The 20,789-nt window shown below is 74.4% G+C and carries 17 protein-coding genes and 1 riboswitch; of the genes, 7 read left to right on the top strand and 10 right to left on the bottom strand.

The genetic code is table 11. From position 1 onward, the window contains the following. Positions 1-308 precede the first annotated feature (308 nt). Complete coding sequence (locus MXD57_RS09250; RefSeq protein ID WP_250400847.1) at positions 309-1,553, bottom strand: molybdopterin-dependent oxidoreductase; 1,245 nt, start codon at positions 1,551-1,553, stop codon at positions 309-311. A gap of 194 nt (positions 1,554-1,747) precedes the next feature. Here MXD57_RS09250 and MXD57_RS09245 point away from each other — a divergent pair, with 194 nt between their 5' ends. Beyond that, positions 1,748-3,049, top strand: a complete 1,302-nt coding sequence (locus tag MXD57_RS09245; protein ID WP_250400964.1) for a hypothetical protein — start codon at positions 1,748-1,750, stop codon at positions 3,047-3,049. 91 nt (positions 3,050-3,140) lie between these two features. Here the strand turns inward: MXD57_RS09245 and MXD57_RS09240 are convergent, their stop codons facing one another. From MXD57_RS09240 to MXD57_RS09225, 4 genes are all read right to left on the bottom strand, one after another. Beyond that, a complete protein-coding gene (locus MXD57_RS09240; RefSeq protein ID WP_250400846.1) occupies positions 3,141-4,085 on the bottom strand; it encodes an MIP/aquaporin family protein in 945 nt (314 codons plus the stop codon). Between the two features lie 101 nt (positions 4,086-4,186). Then, the gene (locus tag MXD57_RS09235; protein ID WP_250400845.1) at positions 4,187-4,852 is read right to left on the bottom strand and encodes an SDR family NAD(P)-dependent oxidoreductase; all 666 of its coding nucleotides are present in this window, start codon (positions 4,850-4,852) and stop codon (positions 4,187-4,189) included. Between the two features lie 83 nt (positions 4,853-4,935). After that, entirely contained in the window at positions 4,936-5,652 is a 717-nt protein-coding gene (locus tag MXD57_RS09230) for a DUF4328 domain-containing protein (protein ID WP_250400844.1), read from the bottom strand. Positions 5,653-5,848: 196 nt separating this feature from the next. Continuing rightward, a complete protein-coding gene (locus MXD57_RS09225) occupies positions 5,849-6,535 on the bottom strand; it encodes a DUF6445 family protein (protein WP_250400843.1) in 687 nt (228 codons plus the stop codon). A 297-nt stretch (positions 6,536-6,832) separates the two neighbouring features. Between MXD57_RS09225 and MXD57_RS09220 the strand changes: the two genes are divergently transcribed. Further along, positions 6,833-7,576, top strand: coding sequence for a DUF4142 domain-containing protein (locus MXD57_RS09220; RefSeq protein WP_284505317.1), 744 nt, complete (start codon positions 6,833-6,835; stop codon positions 7,574-7,576). Between the two features lie 199 nt (positions 7,577-7,775). Here MXD57_RS09220 and MXD57_RS09215 read toward each other — a convergent pair whose 3' ends face one another. Then, positions 7,776-9,467: a glycoside hydrolase family 13 protein gene (locus tag MXD57_RS09215; protein ID WP_250400842.1), complete on the bottom strand. Its 1,692-nt coding sequence runs from the start codon at positions 9,465-9,467 to the stop codon at positions 7,776-7,778. A gap of 257 nt (positions 9,468-9,724) precedes the next feature. On the opposite strand from MXD57_RS09215, the gene MXD57_RS09210 reads away from it, so the two are divergent. Both MXD57_RS09210 and MXD57_RS09205 read left to right on the top strand, forming a co-directional pair. Next, positions 9,725-10,657, top strand: coding sequence for an LAETG motif-containing sortase-dependent surface protein (locus MXD57_RS09210; RefSeq protein WP_250400841.1), 933 nt, complete (start codon positions 9,725-9,727; stop codon positions 10,655-10,657). A 140-nt stretch (positions 10,658-10,797) separates the two neighbouring features. Continuing rightward, positions 10,798-11,002: riboswitch (cobalamin riboswitch) on the top strand. 29 nt (positions 11,003-11,031) lie between these two features. Next, complete coding sequence (locus MXD57_RS09205; protein WP_250400840.1) at positions 11,032-12,117, top strand: HoxN/HupN/NixA family nickel/cobalt transporter; 1,086 nt, start codon at positions 11,032-11,034, stop codon at positions 12,115-12,117. 28 nt (positions 12,118-12,145) lie between these two features. Here the strand turns inward: MXD57_RS09205 and MXD57_RS09200 are convergent, their stop codons facing one another. After that, positions 12,146-13,132, bottom strand: coding sequence for a nucleoside hydrolase (locus tag MXD57_RS09200; RefSeq protein WP_250400839.1), 987 nt, complete (start codon positions 13,130-13,132; stop codon positions 12,146-12,148). Positions 13,133-13,485: 353 nt separating this feature from the next. Here MXD57_RS09200 and MXD57_RS09195 point away from each other — a divergent pair, with 353 nt between their 5' ends. Continuing rightward, the gene (locus MXD57_RS09195; protein ID WP_250400838.1) at positions 13,486-14,268 is read left to right on the top strand and encodes a hypothetical protein; all 783 of its coding nucleotides are present in this window, start codon (positions 13,486-13,488) and stop codon (positions 14,266-14,268) included. A gap of 89 nt (positions 14,269-14,357) precedes the next feature. Here MXD57_RS09195 and MXD57_RS09190 read toward each other — a convergent pair whose 3' ends face one another. Then, positions 14,358-15,701, bottom strand: coding sequence for a helix-turn-helix domain-containing protein (locus tag MXD57_RS09190; RefSeq protein WP_250400837.1), 1,344 nt, complete (start codon positions 15,699-15,701; stop codon positions 14,358-14,360). Between the two features lie 496 nt (positions 15,702-16,197). On the opposite strand from MXD57_RS09190, the gene MXD57_RS09185 reads away from it, so the two are divergent. Then, positions 16,198-17,751, top strand: a complete 1,554-nt coding sequence (locus MXD57_RS09185; protein ID WP_250400836.1) for an LCP family protein — start codon at positions 16,198-16,200, stop codon at positions 17,749-17,751. 7 nt (positions 17,752-17,758) lie between these two features. Here the strand turns inward: MXD57_RS09185 and MXD57_RS09180 are convergent, their stop codons facing one another. Both MXD57_RS09180 and MXD57_RS09175 read right to left on the bottom strand, forming a co-directional pair. Next, a complete protein-coding gene (locus MXD57_RS09180; protein ID WP_250400835.1) occupies positions 17,759-18,904 on the bottom strand; it encodes a hypothetical protein in 1,146 nt (381 codons plus the stop codon). Positions 18,905-18,968: 64 nt separating this feature from the next. Next, positions 18,969-20,111, bottom strand: coding sequence for a PP2C family protein-serine/threonine phosphatase (locus MXD57_RS09175; protein ID WP_250400962.1), 1,143 nt, complete (start codon positions 20,109-20,111; stop codon positions 18,969-18,971). A 152-nt stretch (positions 20,112-20,263) separates the two neighbouring features. On the opposite strand from MXD57_RS09175, the gene MXD57_RS09170 reads away from it, so the two are divergent. Continuing rightward, on the top strand, positions 20,264-20,752 hold the full coding sequence (locus MXD57_RS09170) for a hypothetical protein (RefSeq protein ID WP_250400834.1): 489 nt from the start codon (positions 20,264-20,266) through the stop codon (positions 20,750-20,752). Positions 20,753-20,789: the final 37 nt, after the last annotated feature.

The following is a 20,789-nucleotide window of genomic DNA, read 5'->3' as shown; positions in this document are numbered from 1 at the left end:
GTCCACCAGGTTGAGGATCAGCGGGCACCACACCAGCAGCAGCAGTCCCGACAGCACGGCCGGCACCCGTACGTACGGCGCCCACGCACGGCGGCCGGCCGCCCCGAGGCCGCTGAGGACCGCCCGGTCCGCCGCCGCGTACAGCGGCAGCAGCACCAGGTCGTGCAGCAGGGCGGCGCCCACGATCCACAGCACGATCCCGCGCCAGTCACCGTCGAACAGCCGCACCCCCGCGTACCCGGCGAAGGCGAACGAGCAGGCCAGCAGGAGCAGTTGGAAGGGACTTCCGAGGGTAAGACGGCCGCGCATCACAGGTCTCCGAAGGTCAGCCGGGCCACCCACTTGGTGTTGAGCACCCCGGGCGCCGCGGGCACGATGATCCGTGCCGGGTAGCCATGGTCCATGGACAGGTCCTCGCCGTTGACGGACAGGGCGAGCAGGGAGCGGCCGTCGGCCACCTGGTTGGCGCGCAGGGCCGCGTGGCGGAAGGCACCGTGCCGCTGCAGGGACTCCACGAACACGTCCGGTACGTCGCCGTCGTACCCCACGAGCGCCGCGAGGTCGCGCAGCCGCACCCCGCGCCACCGCTGGTCGGCGGTCGACCAGCCCTCCACGCAGGCGATGGGCAACGACGCGCTGTGCTGGGGCAGTCGCAGCAGCTCGGCGCGGCCGAGGCGGACCGTGCCGGTCCGCCCGGTGACGACGAGCCGCCACGCGTCCGCACCGGTCTCCACCGTGTCGATCCCGGCGCGCGCGGCCGTCTTGTTGATCTGGAAGCCGTTCGGGCCGCCCCCCGGCTCGGCTCCGCCGTGCGGCGCGAGCAGGGCGGTACGGCGGAACGGGCCGCCCAGGCTCTGCCCCACCGTGGTCAGGAACAGCAGCAGCGAGCCGCCGCCGACCAGCCCGAGCGCCCCGCGCCGGGAGACGGTGGGCGGGTCGGGGCGCGGGGCGGCCAGATCGCTCCGCGGTTCCTCTTCCTCGCGCAGGCGGCGCCGTACGGTGCGCAGGGCCGCCGGTGTCTTCAGCACGGCGTGCGCCACGAACGCGGCGAAGAACACCCAGGCCCCGTAGAAGTGCAGCGGGTAGAAGGAGCCCGGGAAGACGTAGGCGAGCTGGACGTTGAGCACCCCGGTGGTGAACTCGAACAGCCCGCCGCCGACGAGGAGCAGCAGCGACAGCCGCTCCAGCGCGTGGGTGAGGGACCGGGCCGGCGGCAGGGTGAACAGCCGGGGCACCACCGACCACAGCTTGGCCAGCAGGACCGGGACCAGGGTGACGCCGAGGGTGACGTGCACGCCCTGGGTGAACCGGTACAGCCACACCGGGCCGGCCGGCCAGGCGAAGAGGTAGAAGCCGAGGAGGCCCTTGTCCGGCGTGGTGTCGTTCACGGCGGACAGGTCCGGGTTGTAGGCGGCGTACGACAGCAGGCCGGTCACGAACAGCACGGTGATGCCGGCGAGCAGCACGAGGCCGAGCACCGAGGTGAGCCAGGGCCCGCGCAGGGGGCTGCGCCAGAAGCCGGGGGCGGTGGGAAGCCGGGGATGGTCGCGCATGTCCCGACGGTAGGCCGCGCGGACCCCCGGGAAGGGCCCGCGACCGATGACGAAACGCTGACGTCCGCGCCGTGCGGCGGCTCCGGCGGCGGCGCGCGGCCTACCGTTCCGACGTGACCCGCTCCCTCCCGCCCGACACCGGCCGCGACCTCCGCCCCGACGGCCCCGACGCCCGCCGCGACCTCCGCCGCGACCTGTACGCCGTCGGGGCCGCGGTCCTGCTGGTGACGGCCGCCGTGCTGATCGGCCGCCACATCCAGTTCACCCGTCACACCCTGTTCGTGCGCTGGCCGCCGGTGCTGGCCACGTGGGATCCGCACCTGGGGCCCGGCACCCCGGCCGCCGTGCTCCTCGCCGCGGCCGGCGTGGCCTACGGACCGCGGCTCGCCGCCCGCCTGCCCTGGCGGGGCCTGCTCGCGGCGGCCTGGGCGGCATCGACGGCCTGGATCCTCTCCCTGGCCCTGGTCGACGGCTGGCACCGGGGCGTCGCGCGCCGTCTCACCACCCGCGAGGAGTACCTCCGGGTCATCGGCCGCTTCCACGACATCCACGCCACCCTGCGCGACTTCACCCACCACATCGTGGCCGGCACCCCCGACCCCTGGCCCGCCCACGTCGCCGGCCATCCGCCCGGTGCCACGCTCACCTTCGTCCTCCTCGACCGGGCCGGGCTGCACGGCGGCGGCTGGGCCGGGCTGTGGTGCGTGCTCACCGGGGCCACCGCCTGCGTGGCCGTCCTGGTCGCCGTACGGGCCCTGGCCGGCGAGGCGTTCGCCCGCCGCGCCGCGCCCTTCCTGGTGCTGGCCCCGGCCGCGGTCTGGATGGGCACCTCGGCGGACGGCTGGTTCACGGCCGTCGCGGCCTGGGCGCTCGCCCTGCTGGCCCTCGCGGTCACCCGGCGCTCCCTGGCGTGGGCCGCCGCCTCCGGCCTGCTGTTCGGTCTGACCTGCTACCTGTCGTACGGGCTCACGCTCATCGCCCTGCCCGGCGCGGCGGTGCTGTGGGTGGCCCGCGACCAGGTGCGCCGGCGTCCCGCCCTGCTCCTGGCCTGCCTCGCCGGACTGGCCGTCGTCCCCCTGGCGTTCACGTTCGCCGGGTTCGACTGGTGGACGGCGTACCGCCTGCTGGTGACCCGTTACCACCAGGGCGTCGGCGGCACCCGGCCCTACGGCTACTGGGTGTGGGCCAACCTGGCCTGCACCGTGCTCATCACGGGCCCGGCGACGGCTGCGGGCCTGCGCCGGACCGCGACCGCGCTCACCGGCCGTGCGTCCCGCGCCGCCGTCCGCCCGGCGGTCCTCGTCTGCGCCGCCCTCGTCGCCCTGCTCGTCGCCGACCTGTCCGGGATGAGCAAGGCCGAGACCGAGCGGATCTGGCTGCCGTTCGCGGTGTGGCTGCTCCCGGCGTGCGCGTACCTGCCGCGTCCCCAGGCCTGGCTCGCGGCCCAGACGGCGCTCGCCCTGCTCCTGAACCACCTGCTGATGACCGGGTGGTGAGGCGCGAGGGCGGGGGCCGGTCCACAGCCTGTGGACAGGCCCTGGTGCCGCGCCGGCCGGGGTTCGGCCGGCGAACCCCGGCCGACACCCCCTAGTAGTCCTCCTCCCGCACGGGCCGGGTGCGGCCCGGTTCGGGAAGTTCGCCCAACTCGCCGCGGACCACCAGCACATCGCCGATGAACAGGTCGTAGACCAGGATGCCGATCACGGCCCCGATCAGCGGCCCGACGATCGGGATCCACCAGTACGCGCTGAACGAGCCGTCCACACTGCCCGGGAAGGCCAGACTGTCCCAGCCCGCCGCCCAGGTGAACAGCCGTGGCCCGAAGTCGCGGGCCGGGTTGATGGCGTAGCCCGCGTTCGCGCCGTAGGACATGCCGATCGCGGCGACGACGAAACCCACGATCAGCGGTGCCAGGTTGGCCTTCACGGCCTGGTTGCGCAGGTCGAGGACGGCGGCGATCAGCATCAGCAGGAAGGCCGTGCCGACGATCTGGTCGATCAGGGGCCCCCAGACCCCGCCGTGGAAGTACGGAGCCGGGAAGGTGGCGAAGATCGAGAACGTGGCATTGGTATGCCCGTTCACCTTCGGTCCCGGCACGGCCGCGTCGAAGGCGTTGATCGCCTGGTGGTAGACGAGGTAGACCAGCGCCGCGCCCGCGAACGCGCCCACGACCTGCGCGAACCAGTAGGGCAGCACCTTGGCCCAGGGGAACCCGCGGCGCACGGCCATGGCCAGCGTCACCGCCGGGTTGATGTGGGCGCCGCTGACGCCGCCGGCGACGTAGACGCCGAAGACGACGGCCATGCCCCAGCCCCAGGTGATCAGCAGCCAGTCACCGGCCGCCAGGAAGATCGTCGTCGGGGTGGCGGCGCGGCCCGAGCCGGGCAGCGCGGCGACCGCCATCGCGACCACACCACAGCCGAAGGAGATGAGGACGAAGGTCCCCAGGAACTCCGCCAGACACTCGCCCAGCAGCCCTCCCCGGCTTCGGAGCCGGGACGGTTTGATGAGCGTAGGGATTTCCACAGCCATTGAGGCCCCCTCGAAGAGAGCAATGCGGCCAACATCACCATATTGGCGCACAAATGCTCTTCACGCAGGGCAGCGCCCGGGACCCCTGCCCGCCTGGGGTTTCAGGCGTCGAGGTCGTCGGCGTAGTGCCGGAATCCGCGCCGGTCGCGGTGCAGGGCCCACAGGGTGTCCGCCAGCACGGCCGGGTCCTTGCGCACGTGCCCGGGCGTGATCGACCCGGGGATGATCAACTGGGCGACGTGGATGCCCTCGCCGGCCAGCCGGTCGTGCAGCAGGTGGCCGTAGGCGCTCTCCGCTGCGAACGCGATCGAGGTGCCGGCCCGCTCGGGGTGCGGCACGGCGGCCGTACCGCCGTTGACGAAGAGAATGGTCCCGCGGCCCAGCGCGCGCATGCCCGGAAGCACCTGCTGCACCGCCGCGACCGGCCCGTACACCGAGAACTCGATCGGCCCGAGCAGATCCCGGTGCCGGGTCTCCAGCACCGGCCGCATGAAGTCCCGGTGCGGCACCGGGCTGTACTGGAGCACCTCCACCGTCCCGAGGGCGCCGTCCGCGTCCCTGAGCGCGGCCACCAGCTCCTGGGGGCGGCGCACGTCGGCGGCGAAGCCGCGCGCGGTGACCCCGTCGGCGGCCAGCTCACGGGTCAGTTCGTCCAGCCGCCCCGGGTCCCGTGCGACGAGGGCGACGTCGTAGCCCTCCCGCCCGAACCGGCGGGCCGCGGCGGCCCCGAGTCCGGGACCGGCCCCGACGATGGCGATGACGCTCACGGAAGAAATCCTCCCCGCCCCGCGGCCACCTCACCACCCGCACGGGGACGAGGCCCGCGCACCGGCCGAGCCCGAGTGCCCCGTCACCCGCCGGCGGCCCCGACGGGCTGCCGCGCCGCACCGCGGCCGCGCTCCCGCCGGATCCGCTCCACCTGCGCGGCGGTGACCGTCCGCACGACGAACGCCCCGGCCACGGCGGCCCCGACCACGGCGGCGTCGGCGAGGAGCAGCGGCCACACCTCCTCGTAGGCCCGCGCGATGATCTCGTCCGTCGAGTCACGCGACACCAGGCCCACTCCGCCGAACATGCCGATCAGCCAGAGCACCCACCACACGTTGACGGAGACCGGCAGCCTGCGCTCCGGGGCGGTGGACCGGAAGGCGTCCGCGACGATCCCGCGCGGGAACCAGAGGTTCACGACGGGCACGATCCAGCCCAGGTACACCCAGATCCCGAGGTACTTCGCCGGCCGCCCGGACAGCACCCGCGCATTGTCCCGGACCCGCCACAGCCAGGCCAGGAACAGCAGCGCGCACACGAAGGCGACGCCACCGCCCAGCGAGGTCACGACGTGGTACGAGTCCTCGAGCCCGTTGAGCGGCCGGTGCACCCCGCCGCCCTGGTCCGGCGGCCCCGAGGCGGGCTCCCCCGCCACGGCCAGCCTGATCTCCCAGACCCCGCGCACCACCCAGGCGGCCCCGGCCGCCAGCAGGGCCCCGCCGGCCAGCCAACCGGCCGTCCGCACGGACCGCGCCCCGAGCCGCCCGCGCGCGGCTCCCTCCCCCATGAGTTCGTCCATGCCCCCGATCTTGGCGCAACGGCCTGCCCGGTCCGCGGCCACCCCCCCCCCGCCGGAGACGGTCCCTTGTGGGAGGTCCAGGTCCGGTGCGGGCGGAGGAAGGGCCACCGGGCCGCTCCCGCGGCGCAGTCGGCCGCGCCGCAGCCGCGGGTCGGCGCGGCGCCACACCGCCCGGCCGCCGGCCGGAGGCCCCGGCTCAGGCCATCCAGAAGAAGACCGCCGTCATCCGCTTCTGCGCCGGCTCCCGGCCGAAGTAGCCCGTCGCGCTGTGCACCAGGTTGGCGTTGTAGAGGAGCAGCCGGTTGTACCGGTGCGGGACCCGGACGTCCTCCTCGAAGGCGCCGGCGGTCACGAAGCGGGTGCCGAGCGCCTCCACGAGGTTGTCGTGCGGGGCCTGGACGACGTTGCCGCCGAGCCGGCCGCCGGGCAGGGACTGGCGGTAGAAGCCGGTGCCGCAGTCCGCGGGCACGCCCGGGTTGAGGTACAGCACGGCCGCGTACCGGCACAGCGCGCGCGAGTCGGTGTGCGGGCGGGGCTCGCTCTCGCCCTCGCCCACCACCTGCACGCAGTTGTGGTTCAGGGTGCCACCGCCCGGCGCCCGCTGCACCCACAGCCTCCCGGCCCCGGTCGCCTTTCTCACCAGCCGCTCGACGCGGTCGAGTTCGGGGGGTTCGAGGCCGGGCATGGCGCGCAGTCCGGGCCAGGTCTCGGAGGTGTACGGGTGGCCCCTGGCCCAGTCGTCCTTGGCCAGGCACCGTTCCCGCACCGCGTCGGGGTCCGGGAGGACGTCGTCCAGCACCCAGTAGTCACGGCCCTTGGTGGGCTTGCGGTAGGGCAGGACGGGCAGCGCGGCGGGCGTCCTCGGGGACGGTTGCGGGGGCATGCGGCGAATCTAGGACCGCCTCCGGTCTGCCTTCTCCCGGCGGCGGGTCAACCTTCGCCCAACCATCTGCCATGTGCATCCATCGATCGCCAACGGATCGCAATGGCCGGGCGCGGGGAGCCCGTCGGCGCCCCGTGGAGACTTTTATCCCGCGACACAGAGACGATCGGCCCTCGCGTCCGTACTGCTGTGCGTACGAACTGCCCGCGTGTCGTCGAGGGCGGGATCCACGACCGGGCAGGAGGCACGGTGCGCTTTTCGCGGAACGCGACGGGAACTCTCTTCGTGGGCGGTGCGATGGCCCTGACACTGGGCGCGCTCGCCTACCCGGGCATGCTGGGGCTGAACACCGTCTCCACCTCGCAGACGCAGATCATCGCCCAGACGCAGTGGGGGCCGCTCACCGAGGGCGACCGGGACTTCGTGGTGAAGGTGCGGGCCGCCGGCCTCTGGGAGTACCCGCTCGGTCAGATCGGTCTGCAGAAGGGCGCGTCGAAGGGCGTTCTGGAGGCCAGCAAGCACCTGATCGACGGGCACGCCGCGCTGGACGCGAGCTGCCGCAAGATCGGGCCCATGCTGAACATCACGCTGCCCAACGTGGCGAGCCCGCAACAGGAGGGCTTCGTCGTCCAGCTCAAGGCGGAGAGCGGCAAGGCCTTCGACACGGACTTCGCCAACATCCTGCGGATGACGCACGGCTCGATCTTCAACACGATCGCCAAGATCCGGTCGACCACCAAGAACTCGCTGGTGCGCTCCCTCGCCGACCAGGCCAACGACACCGTGCTGGACCACATCACGGTGATGGAGAAGACCGGTCTGGTCGACTTCGACCAGACCATCTTCCAGCAGACCACCCCGCCGAAGCTGCCCTCCGACAACCTCACCCCGCCCCCGCCCGCTCCCGGCCAGCCGCAGGTGGTGCTCACCCCGCCGCCGAACGCCACGTCCACCCCGCTGAACATCGGCGAGCCCGCCGCCGACGGCGGCGGCTCCGGCGGCGACGCCCCGGCTCCCACGCCCAGCCCGGCCGTGGGCTAGTGCCGCGTCGCGGCACCGAGGGCCGGCCCCGTGATCCCCGGCGGGTCGGCGCACGGCGTCGGATGCGGTGCGCCGCACGGCTCAGGGCCGTCCTCGTACCGGGCGTGTTCGGGCGATCCGGCAACGCGGCGAGGCGCCGTGGCCGAGGTCGTGCGCCCGCCGGGGATCGCGGGACAGCCCTTGGCGCCTCCCGCCCGGATCACCCCGGGTTCGCGGAGGTCCGGCCGGATCCGAACGAAAGACCCCGGCCGAGCCACACGGTGGTGTCCGGCGGGAGGGGGCCGGCCGCGGGGAGCGGGGTGCTGGCGAGCAGCACCTCGCCCGGCGGCAGCGGTACGGGCCGTCCGCCGAGGTTGGTGACGCAGCGCCAGTTCCCGGTGCGGGCGAAGTCGAGGACACCGGCCGGGGCGGCGGGCGTCCAGGTCAGCGTCTCGCCCTCCAGCAGCTTGCGGCGCAGCCGCAGGGCGGCGCGGTAGAGCTCCAGGGTGGAGTCCTCCGCGCCGGCCTGCACCGCCACCGCGCGGGCGGCGAAGGAATCCGGCTGCGGCAACCAGGCGGCTCCCGGGCCGAAGCCGTACGACGGCCCGTCCGGGGTCCACGGCAGCGGCACCCGGCAGCCGTCGCGCCCCTTGCGGACGTGGCCGGACTGCTCCCAGACCGGGTCCTGCAGCACCGCGGTGGGCAGGTCGGCGACCTCGGGCAGGCCGAGTTCCTCGCCCTGGTAGACGTAGGCGGAGCCGGGCAGCGCCAGCATCAGCAGGGTGGCGGCCCGGGCCCGGCGCAGACCGGCCGCCGGGTCGACGGCCGGGGCCCTGCCGCCGGACAGCAGCCAGGCGTTCTCGTCGGTGCCGGGCGGCAGCAGCAGGCGGGAGGCGTGCCGTACGACGTCGTGGTTGGAGAGCACCCAGGTGGCCGAGGCGCCGGCGCTGCGGGCGGTGGCGAGTGAGCCGGTGATGGCGTCCCGCAGTTCGTCGGCGTCCCAGGCCGCCTGCAGGTACTCGAAGTTGAAGGCCTGGCCCAGTTCGTCCGGGCGGGCGTACAGGGCGCGGCGGGAGTCCGGGACCCAGGCCTCGGCGACGGCGGTGCGGGGCGGGGTGTACGCGTCGAAGATCTTGCGCCAGTCGCGGTAGATCTCGTGCACCTCGTCGCGGTCCCAGTACGGGTGGCTGCCCGGCGCGACGCTCAGCAGGGCCTCCTCGCCGGTGGCGCCGATGCCGCCGGTGTCCCGCAGCGGTTCGGCGAGGTCCTTGACCAGGCCGTGCGCGACGTCGACGCGGAAGCCGTCGACGCCCCGGTCGGACCAGAAGCGCAGGGTGGCGCGGAAGTCGGCGCGGACCTCGTCGTTCTCCCAGTTCAGGTCGGGCTGTTCGGGAGCGAAGAGGTGCAGGTACCACTCGCCGTCCGCGGCCCGCCGCCAGGCGCTGCCGCCGAACACCGACTGCCAGTCGGTGGGGGGCAGTTCACCGTGTCGGCCGCGGCCGGGGCGGAAGACGTAGCGGTCCCGGGCGGCGGAGCCGGGGCCGGCCCGCAGCGCCTCCTGGAACCAGGGGTGCCGGTGCGAGGTGTGGTTGGGGACGATGTCGACGACGACCTTCAGACCGAGCCGGTGCGCCTCGGCGGCCATGGCGTCGAAGTCGTCCAGGGTGCCGAGGCGGGGGTCGACGCCCCGGTGGTCGGCGACGTCGTAGCCGCCGTCGGCCAGTTCCGAGGGGTAGAAGGGGCTCAGCCACAGGGCGTCGACGCCGAGCGCGGCGAGGTGGTCCAGGTGCTGGGTGACTCCCCTGAGGTCGCCGAGCCCGTCCCCGTCGGCGTCGGCGAAGCTGCGCGGGTACACCTGGTAGATGACGGCCTGACGCCACCAGTCGGGGTTCCGGGACGAGAGGTCTGCCATACGGGCTCCCTTCGGGAAGGACGACAGTACAGAGACTGTCCACATTGCCCGGAAAGGGAACCTTCGGACGATGGGGAGCGGATCATTCCCGGTGTGATGAAGTTGTGACGACTTCATGAACGACCCTTGTATTCAAGCAGGTTGACAGGTTTCAACAGGGCCGATCACCATGGCCTCACACTGTGGCGCATGTGACCAATGGGCCGCGTGTCTCTTCTGACTTCTTCGCTCACTCGAGCTTCTGCGATGGGATATCCATGTCCATAGCCAGACGTGTCACCGCGCGCCGCCTGCTGGGGACGGGCGCCGCGTCACTCGCCCTCTGCGCCGCCTCGGTCGCCGCCGCCTCCGGCGCCTGGGCCCACGGCACGCACGGCGGTGACGGCTGGAAGACCGGCGGCCACTACGCGCCCGGTACCGGCGCGGGTACCGAGACCGGCACCGACCGCTGCCAGTTCTCGCTGGACGGCGTGAGCTTCTTCGACTCGGTGAAGGTGGACGACCAGAACCTCAGGCCGACCGAGGACGGCAAGGTCCACGTCAAGGTGCGCGCCGCCGAGGACGCCGCCGGCTGCACCGCCTCGCTCGCCTCCTACCTCGCCCACGGCGCGAGCTTCGCCACCTCCGGCGAGCAGGTCCTCGTCGGCTTCGACACGGTGGCCGTCAAGCCGGGCGAGACCGACTCCCTCGACATCGCGGTACCGGACGCGGGCTGCTTCGCGCAGGTCGACCTCTACCGGGGCGCGGTCAGGTTCGACGGCAGGACCGACGCGAACGACGGCTTCGAGCACGGGGACCTGCCCAAGGGCCCCGACCACCCGGTCATCAAGGACAAGCTGATCGCGGCCTGGAACGGCGGCGCCAAGGACTGCACCGGCACCCCGGAGGAGCCGCAGTCCCCGTCGCCCAGCGCTCCCGCGGAGGAATCGGCCGGCCCCGGGCCGAGCGCCTCGGAGTCGTCCGCGGCACCGTCCCCGTCCTCCTCGGAGTCCGCGCCGGCCCCGTCCCCCTCCGAGTCGCGGGCCGGCTCGGTCCCCACGCCGAACGGCGGCGGTGACGACGGGGGCGACCTCGCGGAGACCGGTGGCGGCGGCGACTCGGGGCTGATCGCGGGCGGGGCCGCCGTGCTCGTCGCCGGCGGCGCCGCGTTCGTGCTCCTCGCCCGCCGCAGGCGGGGCGCCCAGGGCTGACCGCCCGCCCCCGCCACCCGCCCACCACGACCCCCGCCCCTCGCGGCAGCCGCAAGGCCCGCGGGACGGCGGGGGTCGCGCCGTGTGTGATCTTGGGTACCCGCACCCGTGCGCGGCTGTACGGGCGGGCGGTGCCCCGCCTACGGTGGGCGGGCCGTGGTGCTCGGGAAGTCGGTGACGGCCCCTCAGGGGTCCATGCCGAAGCGGCCCTCGCCACTGTGATCGGGGAGTTCCCGTCCCGTCCGGCGTCCGCCGGGCCACTGGCCGTTCGCACGGCTGGGAAGGCAGGGACGGCGAACGCACCACCCCGTAAGCCAGGAGACCGGCCACGGCAGCTCACGAGATGATCCACGAGGTGCTGGAGCGTGAATCCGATGGCCCATGCCGCTGCCTTCCGCTGGCGACGCGAGGACACGATCAGGACAGCGGGGCTGCTGGCGGTGATCGCCTCCCTGCACGTCGTCGCCTTCGGAGTGCTGTTCCTGCTGGTCGCCCCCGGGCACTACAGGGTCGGCCAGGACGTCTTCGGCGTCGGCCTCGGCATCACCGCCTACACCCTCGGCATGCGGCACGCGTTCGACGCCGACCACATCGCCGCGATCGACAACACCACCCGCAAGCTGATGGCCGACGGCAAGCGGCCGGTCTCGGTGGGCTTCTGGTTCGCGCTGGGGCACTCCGGGGTCGTGGTGCTGCTGGCCCTGCTGATCGCGGGCGGCACCCGGCTCGCCGGCCGGGTCATGGACGAGCACTCGCGCACCCACCAGGTGCTCGGCCTGACCGGCACCACGATCTCCGGCACCTTCCTCTACCTCATCGCCGCCCTCAACCTGGTCGCGCTGGCCGGCATCCTACGGGTGTTCCGGGCGATGCGGTCCGGCACGTACGACGAGCGGGAACTGGAACAGCACCTGGAATCAAGGGGGTTCATGAACCGCGTCCTGGGGCGGCTGACCAGGTCGGTCTCCCGGCCGGGCCAGATGTTCCCGCTGGGCTTCCTGTTCGGCCTCGGCTTCGACACCGCCACCGAGGTCACCCTGATGGTGATGGCCGGTTCGGGCGCGGCGGCCGGACTGCCCTGGTACGCGGTGCTGTGCCTGCCGCTGCTCTTCGCCGCCGGGATGAGCCTGTTCGACACCCTCGACGGCACGTTCATGAACTTCGCCTACCAGTGGGCGTTCTCCAACCCGGTGCGCAAGGTGTTCTACAACCTCACGATCACCGGGCTGTCCATCGCCGTCGCCTTCTTCATCGGCACCATCGAACTGGTCGGCGTGCTGCACGAGAAGTTCGCCCTGGGCGACGCCGTGACCGGCTGGATAGCCGGGCTGGACCTGGACAGCGTCGGGTACGTCATCGTCGGGCTGTTCGTGGTGGTGTGGGCGGCGGCGCTGGCGTACTGGCGGCTGGCACGGGTGGAGGAGCGCTGGGCGGCACGGGTCCCGGCGACGTCCGACTGACCCCGGGCCCGCGGCCTTCCCCCGCGGCTCACCCGGCCGAACCCCGGGTCCCCTCGACGGTCTCCAGGTACAGCTTCACGAACCGGTCCACGTCGACCTGCAACGCCACGTCCACCAGGGCCTGTTCGCGTACCCCCTCGTGGATCTCGGACTCGCCGGGGCGCGGGCGGCGGTCGACGAGCGTCTGCCCCCGGGCCGGCCCGGGGGCCAGGGACACCTCGACCGGCAGGAGCCGGGTGGTGATGCCCGCCGGATCGGCGACCGCGCACACCGCGCCGGCGTCACCGAGTCCGCCCGCCTCCTCGGCCTCCGGCGCGCCGCCCTGCGCGGCCGGCCGGTGGGCGAGGAGCTCCCCGGCCAGCCGGGTGCCCGGATCGGCGCTGCCGCGCAGCCGGTGCACATCGGTGCCGGGCACGACGACCCGCAGGAAGACGTCCAGCCCGTACATCGTGATCGGCACCCCGGCGGTGAGCAGCACCGCAGCCGCCTCGGGGTCGTGCCAGACGTTGAACTCGGCGACCGGCGTGGCGTTTCCGGTGGCGACCGCGCCGCCCATGAACACGATCCGCTCGATGTTGCGGGTCACCTCCGGGTGGGTGCGCAGCAGCAGGGCGATGTTGGTGAGCGGGGCCGTGGGCACGAGGGTGACCGGACGGTCGGAGGCCAGGATCTCCCGGCGGAGCAGGGTCACGGCGTCCACGTCGGCCGCGGTGCGGGTGGGCGCGGGCAGGCCCAGGTCGCCCATGCCGTCCGAGCCGTGCACATGCCGGGCCGGACGGGCCGGCTCGATCAGGGGGCGCTCGGCGCCCCGCGCCACCGGGACGTCGGGAGCACCGGCCCGGTCCAGCACGGTCAGGGTGTTGCGGACCACCCCGTCCACGTCCGTGTTCCCGGCGACACAGGTGACGGCCCGCAGATCCAGCCCCGGGTGGCGTACGGCGAACAGCAGGGCCAGGGCGTCGTCGACGCCGGTGTCGCAATCGATGATCACAGGAACAGCGGACTGCCCGGACACGAAGGTCTCCTTCCGCCCACCTCGACCCGAGGGCTCGCCACGAAGGCCCCCTCAGCCTACGGCCGCCCGCCGTACCCGGCCGCACGGCGACCGCGCCGCTCTCCCGCGGGAGGGGCGGCCCGGCCCGGCCGGACGGCCGGGCGCCCGGACCGTGCGGCCCTTCCGCGCCCGTCCGGCCGCCGGGGACGGAGCCGGATCGGCCGCGCCCGGGAGGGCCGCCGGGTGCTCGTCCCGGGCGGGTCCCCCGTCGGCCGCGTCTCCTCACCCGGACGGCCCGGAGCGCTGGTGAGCCGGTGTGGGCGGTGGTGGCGTGGGAGGTGGCACCACCACCGGCCCGCACAGGAGGCCCACCGATGACCGCCGCGATACGCCCCCGTGCCCTTCCGCTCGCCGCTCTCGCGGCCGGCCTCCTCGGCCTCACCGGCTGCGCGGCGCTCGGCCTGGAGCACCCGCCGACCGCCGAGCAGCCGCTGCCCACCGTCGGCCCGGCCTCACCGACGCCGAAGGCGCCCGACGGGCGCGACGGCGCCCTGCTCAGCGACGACCAGGCCCGGGCCGCGCTGCTGACCCAGAACGACCTCGGCGCCCCCTGGGCGGCGACGCGCGGGGCGGCCACGTGGCGCGACGGCCTGCTGAAGGCGCGATCCGGGGCCGCGGAGTGCCAGCACCTGCTCGACGCGCTCTACGCCGACGAACTCCTCGGCGCCCCCGCCCGGGTCGCCGTCGGCCTGGACGACGCCGACACCGACGCCCAGCTCCGCTTCCAGATCGGCGCGCGCCGCCCGGCCGACGTCGACGCCGCCCTGGCCTGGCTGCGGACGATGCCGGCGCGGTGCGCGCGGTTCACCGCCACCACCGAGAACGGCCTGGTGGAGGACGTCCAGGTGCAGGAGGCTCCGCTGCCGGAGGTCGGGGACGCGCGGCAGGGCCTGCGGCTGACCCTCTACACCACGACGTCCGACGACCGGGACGTCGTCCTCACGATGGACGTGGCCGCCGTCCGTGTCGGAGAGGACTCCTTCGCGCTCACCAACGGCGGCCTGGGCGACGTGCCGAACGAGGCGACCCAGGCGGCCGTGCAGATCGGCGCGCTGCGCCTGGCGGACGTCCGCAGGCAGGGCCGCGCCCAGGTCTGAGGAGCCGAGCCCTTGCCGAAGGGCCCGGCGGCTGGGCCGACCCCGCCCCGCCCGGCGGGCACCTCGTCCGGACCGCGGCCCGGGGACCGTCACAGCGGGGGCTGGGCCGGGGCCGGGCCGAGGGTGGTGGTGCCCGGGGCGGTGCGGTGGCCCAGGCCGGTGCGGTAGGCGTCGAGGGCCGCCTCCACCCGGCCGGTGCGGCGCAGCAGGTCGCCCAGCATCCGGCACAGGTCGGCCAGGTCACCGGCCGCCCCGGCCCGTTCCAGCAGGCTGAGGGCGCGGACGTAGTGCTCCTCGGCCGCCTCGGTGTCGTGGGCGTCCTCGGCGATGATGCCGAGGAGGCGGTGCGCGGCGGCCGCGTGCACGGCGCCGCGCTCGGAGGAGAAGTCCCCGAGGACCCCGTTCAGCAGTTCGGCCGCCTCGGCGGACCTGCCGCGCCGGTGCAGGACGTCGGCCAGTTCGACGGCGGCCTGGCTGCGGTAGAGGGCCGCCCGGGTCCGGGAGAACATCGCGAGGGCCTGCCGCAGCTCGGCCTCGGCGCGGTCCAGTTCGCCGTTCTGGGCGCAGACGTAGCCCCGCATCCAGTGGCAGTTGGCGAGTTCGGTGCGGAGCTGGAGCTGCCGGTTCAGCTCCGCGGCCTTGGCCAGGGAGGCGTCGGCCTCGGCGAGGCGGCCCTCGGCGAGCAGCGTGCGGGCGACCGAGCGGTGCATCCGGGCGATCAGCGCCGGGTCGGCGACCCGCGGCGCGAGGGCGAGGGCGAACTCGGCGGCCTGGGCGGCGCGGGCGTGGGCGCCCATGTCCATGTAGGGGCCGATGACGCCGGCGTAGAGGAGCAGCAGGGCGTCCGGGTCGTGCAGGCCGCCGCGGTTCAGCTCGTCGAGGGTGGATTCCAGGAGGTACACGGCGTAGCGGAGTTCACCGGCGAGGTAGTGGGAGACCGCCCGGCCGCGGACGGCCGGCACCCGGGCCGGCAGCGACTCGCCGGCCAGGCGTTCCTCGGCCCGCTCGAAGTGCTCGCGGGCCCGGCCCAGCTCGCCCGACTGCAGTGCGGTCTCGCCCAGCCCGAGCAGCGCGGTGGCCTCCTCGGCGAGCAGGCCGTGCTCCTCGGCCTCGGCGAGCAGTCCGGTGTACCGGGCGGCGGCCTCCTCGCAGCCGCCGTCGGCCAGGACGCGCTGGGCCTCGGCGAGCCGCAGCCGCAGGCCGGTGGCCAGATGGGCGGGCCGGCCGACGGCCAGCTCCTCGAAGGCGACCCCGAGCCGGCCGGCGATGTGCCGCAGCGCCTCGTCGGAGGCGCGGACCCGGCCCGCCTCCAGGGTGGAGATGTAGGCGGGTGTGTAGGCCGGCTCGGCCAACTGCTTCTGGGTCATGCCCCGTTCGGTGCGCAGTTTTTGCACGCGCCGCCCCACGACCTGCGGATCGTCCCGTTCCGGCATCTCCCCGTCACCCCCAACTCGCTTGGTGGGCCTTGCCGTTCGCGTCCGTCAGCCTCTAGGTTAAACGGCGGATCAAGCATGTTTAACAGGCCGCTGTCGTTGCGAGGTCGCCGTGCCCGGACGCACATCCGAACCCTACGGACACCCTGGCGCACCGACCCCCGTCCGGCCCCGCCCGGCCGGCCTGACCCCCACCGCCAGGGGCGTCGCCGCGGCCGTGCTCGCGATAGCGGCGCTGGTCACGGCGGCGAACGCGGGGCCGGCCCGGGCCGCGGACCACGCGCCCGCCCCGCCGGCCGTGGGCCGCGCCCATCCCTGACACCCCGTCATCACCCGAACCGCAGGCGACCCGGGTCCAGTTCGTCAACCCCTTCGAAGGTTGTACGGGAGTGGCATTTCTCACCACTCCCCCCATCCCATCGCGCCACACCGATAATGTGTGCGATCCGGTGCAGCCGGAGACGCGGCGGGCGCCGTCGGGGTGGGAAGGCAGAGAATGACGCTGGACGCACAGGCGCGGCCGGAGGGGACCGGCCGGCACGACGACGGCACCGAGGAGGGGACATCCGGCGGACCGCGTCGTGGGCGCCGGATACTGCGCTGGTCGGCCCTCACCCTGGCGGCCCTCGTGTTCGGCGGCGCGGTCGCCGGATACCTCTACTACGAGCATCTCAACGCCAACATCACCAAGGCCCGGCTCAACCTCGGCGACTCCACGCCGCCCAGGGCGGCCCCGAACGCCGCGGGCCAGACCCCGCTCAACATCCTGCTGCTCGGCTCGGACAGCCGGAACACCGCGGCGGACCTGAAGCTCGGCGGCTCCAGGGCCGACGTGGGCCGTCCGCCGCTCGCGGACGTGCAGATGCTGCTGCACGTCTCGGCCGACCGCGGCGACATGTCCGTGGTCAGCCTGCCGCGCGACACGATGATCCCGATCCCCGAGTGCACCGACCCCGACGGCGGCAAGGTGTACGGCGCGCTCGACCTGGCCATGGCCAACGAGTCGCTGGGCCGCGGGGGCCCCGGCTGCACCGTCGCCACCTGGGAGAAGCTGACCGGTATCCACATCGACCACTTCATGATGGTCGACTTCTCCGGCGTGGTCTCGATGGCGGACGCCATCGGCGGGGTCCCGGTCTGCGTCAAGGAGAACGTCTGGTCGCACACCTCCGAGGGCCACGGCTCGGGCCTCAAACTGAAGGCGGGCACCACGTACGTCAAGGGCAAGCAGGCCCTGCAGTGGCTGCGCACCCGCTACGGCTTCGAGGACGGCACCGACATCGGCCGCACCCACGCCCAGCACATGTACATGAGCGCGATGGTCCGCCAGCTCCGTGAGAACGCGACCCTGGGCAACCCCGCCGCGATGCGCCGGCTCGCGGAGACCGCGACGAAGGCGCTCACGGTCGACGAGGGTCTCGGCACCGTCAAGAAGCTGTACGACCTGTCCACGGAGCTGCAGAAGGTCCCCACCGAGCGGATCACGATGACGACGCTGCCCACGGTGCAGTGGGCCCAGGACCACAACCGGCTGGTGCCCGCCGCCGAGGACGCCGACCAGCTCATCTCCATGGTCCGCACGGACACCCCGCTCGACGGCGGGGCGGGGCCGAAGGAGCAGTTGTCGGACGATCCCGCCGCCCCCGCCGGCGCCCTCGCCGTACAGGTCCGCGACGGCACCGGAACCACCACCCGGGCCCCCGTGCCGCACCGCGCCGACGCCGTCGTCCGGGCGCTGCGGGACAAGGGGTACACCGAGGCCGCCGTGGACACCACGGCCGCGACGGGGACCACCACGACCGTCCTGTACCCGGACCACCACCTGGAGGGTGACGCCCAGGCCGTGGCCCAGGCCCTCGGCATCCCGCTGCCCCAGGTGCGCCCGTCCGCCGACGTCAAGGGTGTCACCCTGACCGTGGGCGCCGACTGGCGCACCGGCGGCAGCTACCCGAAGCCCGCGGCCCCGGCCAAGGCACCCGAGTCCGCGGCCGTGCTGAACGGCGGCAAGACCGACGCCTGCATGCCGGTCCAGCCGGGATTCACCTGGTAGCGCGGGGTCATCCCGCCTGGAGCTGCCGCAGGTGCCGCTGGACGTTCTCCAGCGCGCCGCGCCGGCGGCCGGGCACGCGCAGCCTCAGCTCCGCGAGCGCGGGCCCCAGCTCACGGGCCCGCGCCGGGTCCGTGATGCTCCCCCACTGGTGATGGGCCCGGTCCACGGCCGCCTCCACGGCGGGCGTGTCCGGTGTCTGCCCCGCCGCCAGCCGCACCCCGGCGACCACCAGCCAGGCCCGGCAGCTCCGCGCCGCGTCGCCCGCGAACATGGCGAGGTCCGCCCGGACCTCCGCCCAGTGCAGGGCCTCCCCGGCGGCGGGTCCGAAGGCCCGCACCGCGGCCTCCTCCTGCCGCGCGGCGAGCGCGTCGGCCTCGGCGTGCCGGCCGGCCCGGACGGCCTCGCTGATGGCCGCGTGCGGATCGCCCGGCGCGGCCGGCGGCGCGGGGGGCGCGGCCGGCGGGGCGTCCGGCGTGTACGGGCGGGGCACCACCGGCAGGGGGGCGGTGCGCTGGGCGAAACCCCCCGGACCGGCCAGCACCAGGTCACGTACCGGGCCCGGCTCGGCGATCCGGGCCAGGGCGTGCTCGTGCAGCTCGGCGAGGGGCGGCCGGTGCCCGCTGCGCAGCAGCGTCGCCACCGCCTTCATGTACGCCGGCTCGGCCGGGCCCCGCCCCCTGGCCGGGGGCGCGATGCGGCCGTGGACCGACGTCGTGCGCCCGGAGTCCAGCGGGCGCTCGGCCAGGTGCCGCCAGGTCTCCGCGTCGGCGTGCAGATCGACCACCAGCGCGGTGTCGGCCGCGGAGCGCAGCCGCAGCTCCTCCCGGATCCACGCCCAGGGCAGGGCCGTGTAGCGGACGGTCGCCGGGGTGGTGCGGGCCAGCCCGAGATGCGGTTGGCGCTGGCGCCGGTCCAGGTGGAGCTGGCCGGTGAGGTACACGGTGAGCGGTCCGGGCGCGGCCGCGGCGGCGCGCAGCCGGGTGAGGACGGCCTGCGGTTCGAGCGGGTCGGCGAGTTCGACCACGTTCGCGGTGTCGGTGCCGGACAGCACCGCGGGGGCGACCGCGGCGAGGACGGGCAGCACAGCGGCCGCGTCCACCAGACGCCCCCGGCCCAGCGGCGAGGCCGCGAGCAGCAGCACGGTTCCGGGCATCGTCCCTCCCCTGTGGATCGCCCTACAGCCAGCACCGTAGCCGCTGCTGCTGCAAAGGGTCGGCTCAGGACCGCAAACGTCCCTGTACGGGGTCTTCGCACATCCGCCGAATGGCGAACACCGTGGTGTCGTCCTCCAGGTGGCCGCCGGTGTGCCGGAGCACACCGTCGCGGACCCGGCGCACCAGCCGGTGCGGCTCGGCACGGCCCGGATCGGCCAGGACCGCCCGGGTCACCTCCGGGACGAGCGGGTAGAACTCCCCGGCCCCGTCCCGGGCCTCGGTCACCCCGTCGGTCACCAGCAGCAGGGTCTCCTCACCGCCCAGCGGCACCCGGTGCAGCGGCGGACGTCCGGCCGCCAGGTCGCCGAGCCCGAGCGGCAGGCCGTCACCGGCCGGCAGGGCGCGCACGCCGTGCGGGCCGACGGCGAGCGGCGGCTCGTGGCCGAAGTTGATCAGCTCGACCGTCTCCGGGGCGTCCTGCGGGAAGCCGAGCAGCACGGCGGTGGAGAAGCGGTCCTCGTCGTCCTCGCCGAGCGCGATGCGGTGCAGGCGGTGCCGGGTCATCCGGTTCTCCAGCCGCTCGGCCACGACCGTCAGCTCCGCCTCGTGGTAGGCGGCCTCCCGGAAGGTGCCGAGGAGCGCGGCCGCCGTCTCGACCGCGCCCAGCCCCTTGCCCTGGACGTCCCCGACGAGGACGCGGGTGCCGTGCGGGCCGGGCTGGATGTCGTAGAAGTCGCCGCCGACCCGCGCGGCCACGTCGGAGGCGAGGTACGCGCCCGCGTGCTCCAGCCCTCCCCAGTTCGGCGGCAGCCCGCGCAGCACGGTGCGGCGGGTGGTGTCGGCGATGTTGCGCATGTGCAGCATCTGCCGCTCCCTGCGCACCCGCGCGGCGGCGGCCAGCGTGGCGAGGGCGCCGCCGAGGGCGACCAGCAGGAAGTCGGCGAGACCGGCCCGGTGCTCGCTGGGCCAGGCCCGGTCCACGGCGACGTACGTGCACAGGGAGAGCACCGCGTACCCGGCGGTCGTCCACACCCCGCAGAGCGCTGCGGCCGTGCCGGGGACCAGGACGATCCAGGAGACGATCCGGAACCACTCGGCGGTCTCGAAGTCCAGCACCGTGATACCGGCGAGGAGCAGCAGGGGCAGCAACTGCACCGCGGCCCGCCCGCCGGTCCACAGCGGCTGCCGCCGGCGCCAGGACTCCATCTGCGTCACGGCGGGCAGCGCTCCATGCCCCTCAGCGAAGCACGGGATCAAAACCGTCGCATCCGGGCCCCCGGCCGTCCTGCCGACTTGCCGGGCCGTCCCTCCCGGGTGTGCTCTGGAGAGCGGGGGCGAGGAGCGAGAGGAGTGCTCTCATGGCTCAAGCGGCACCCGCGCCCGGTGGCGTGCCCGGGCACACGAAACCGCCCGCACTCGGCGGCCCGGACACGGCCGCCCGCAACCGGCCGCCCGACGTCTTCGACGAGCGGACCCACGCGATCGCCCGGTGGGTGCTGCCCATCGTGCTCGGCCTCGTCTACGGCTACTGGGCCGCCGCCAACACCCGCTACGGCGGCCCCATCACCGGCTGGAACGTGCTGTTCGGGGTGGTGACGGGCATCGTCTTCTTCACCCTGTTCCGGGCCCTGGAGTTCTTCGCCGCGCGCTGCCGGCGCGAGGTGCACGCGCTGCTGTGGGCGGCCTTCACGGGGATCGCGGTCGGCTTCCTGTACAGCCTGAGCGGCCGCGGCCACGGTGTGTGGGAGTCCGCGGTCCTGGCCCTGGCGGTCGCCGTGCCCACGTTCGTGGTGCTGTTCTACCGCTACTACACCCACGAGGACGCGGCCGGCAACCGCATCCGCTGAGGACACGGTCCCGCGGCGTCGGGGGGCGGCCCCCCGG

This window comes from Streptomyces cellostaticus, from assembly GCF_023630175.1.
Lineage (GTDB): Bacteria > Actinomycetota > Actinomycetes > Streptomycetales > Streptomycetaceae > Streptomyces > Streptomyces cellostaticus_A.
Note: the sequence above shows the minus strand (reverse complement) of the source record. Positions and strands in the feature narration are given on the sequence as shown.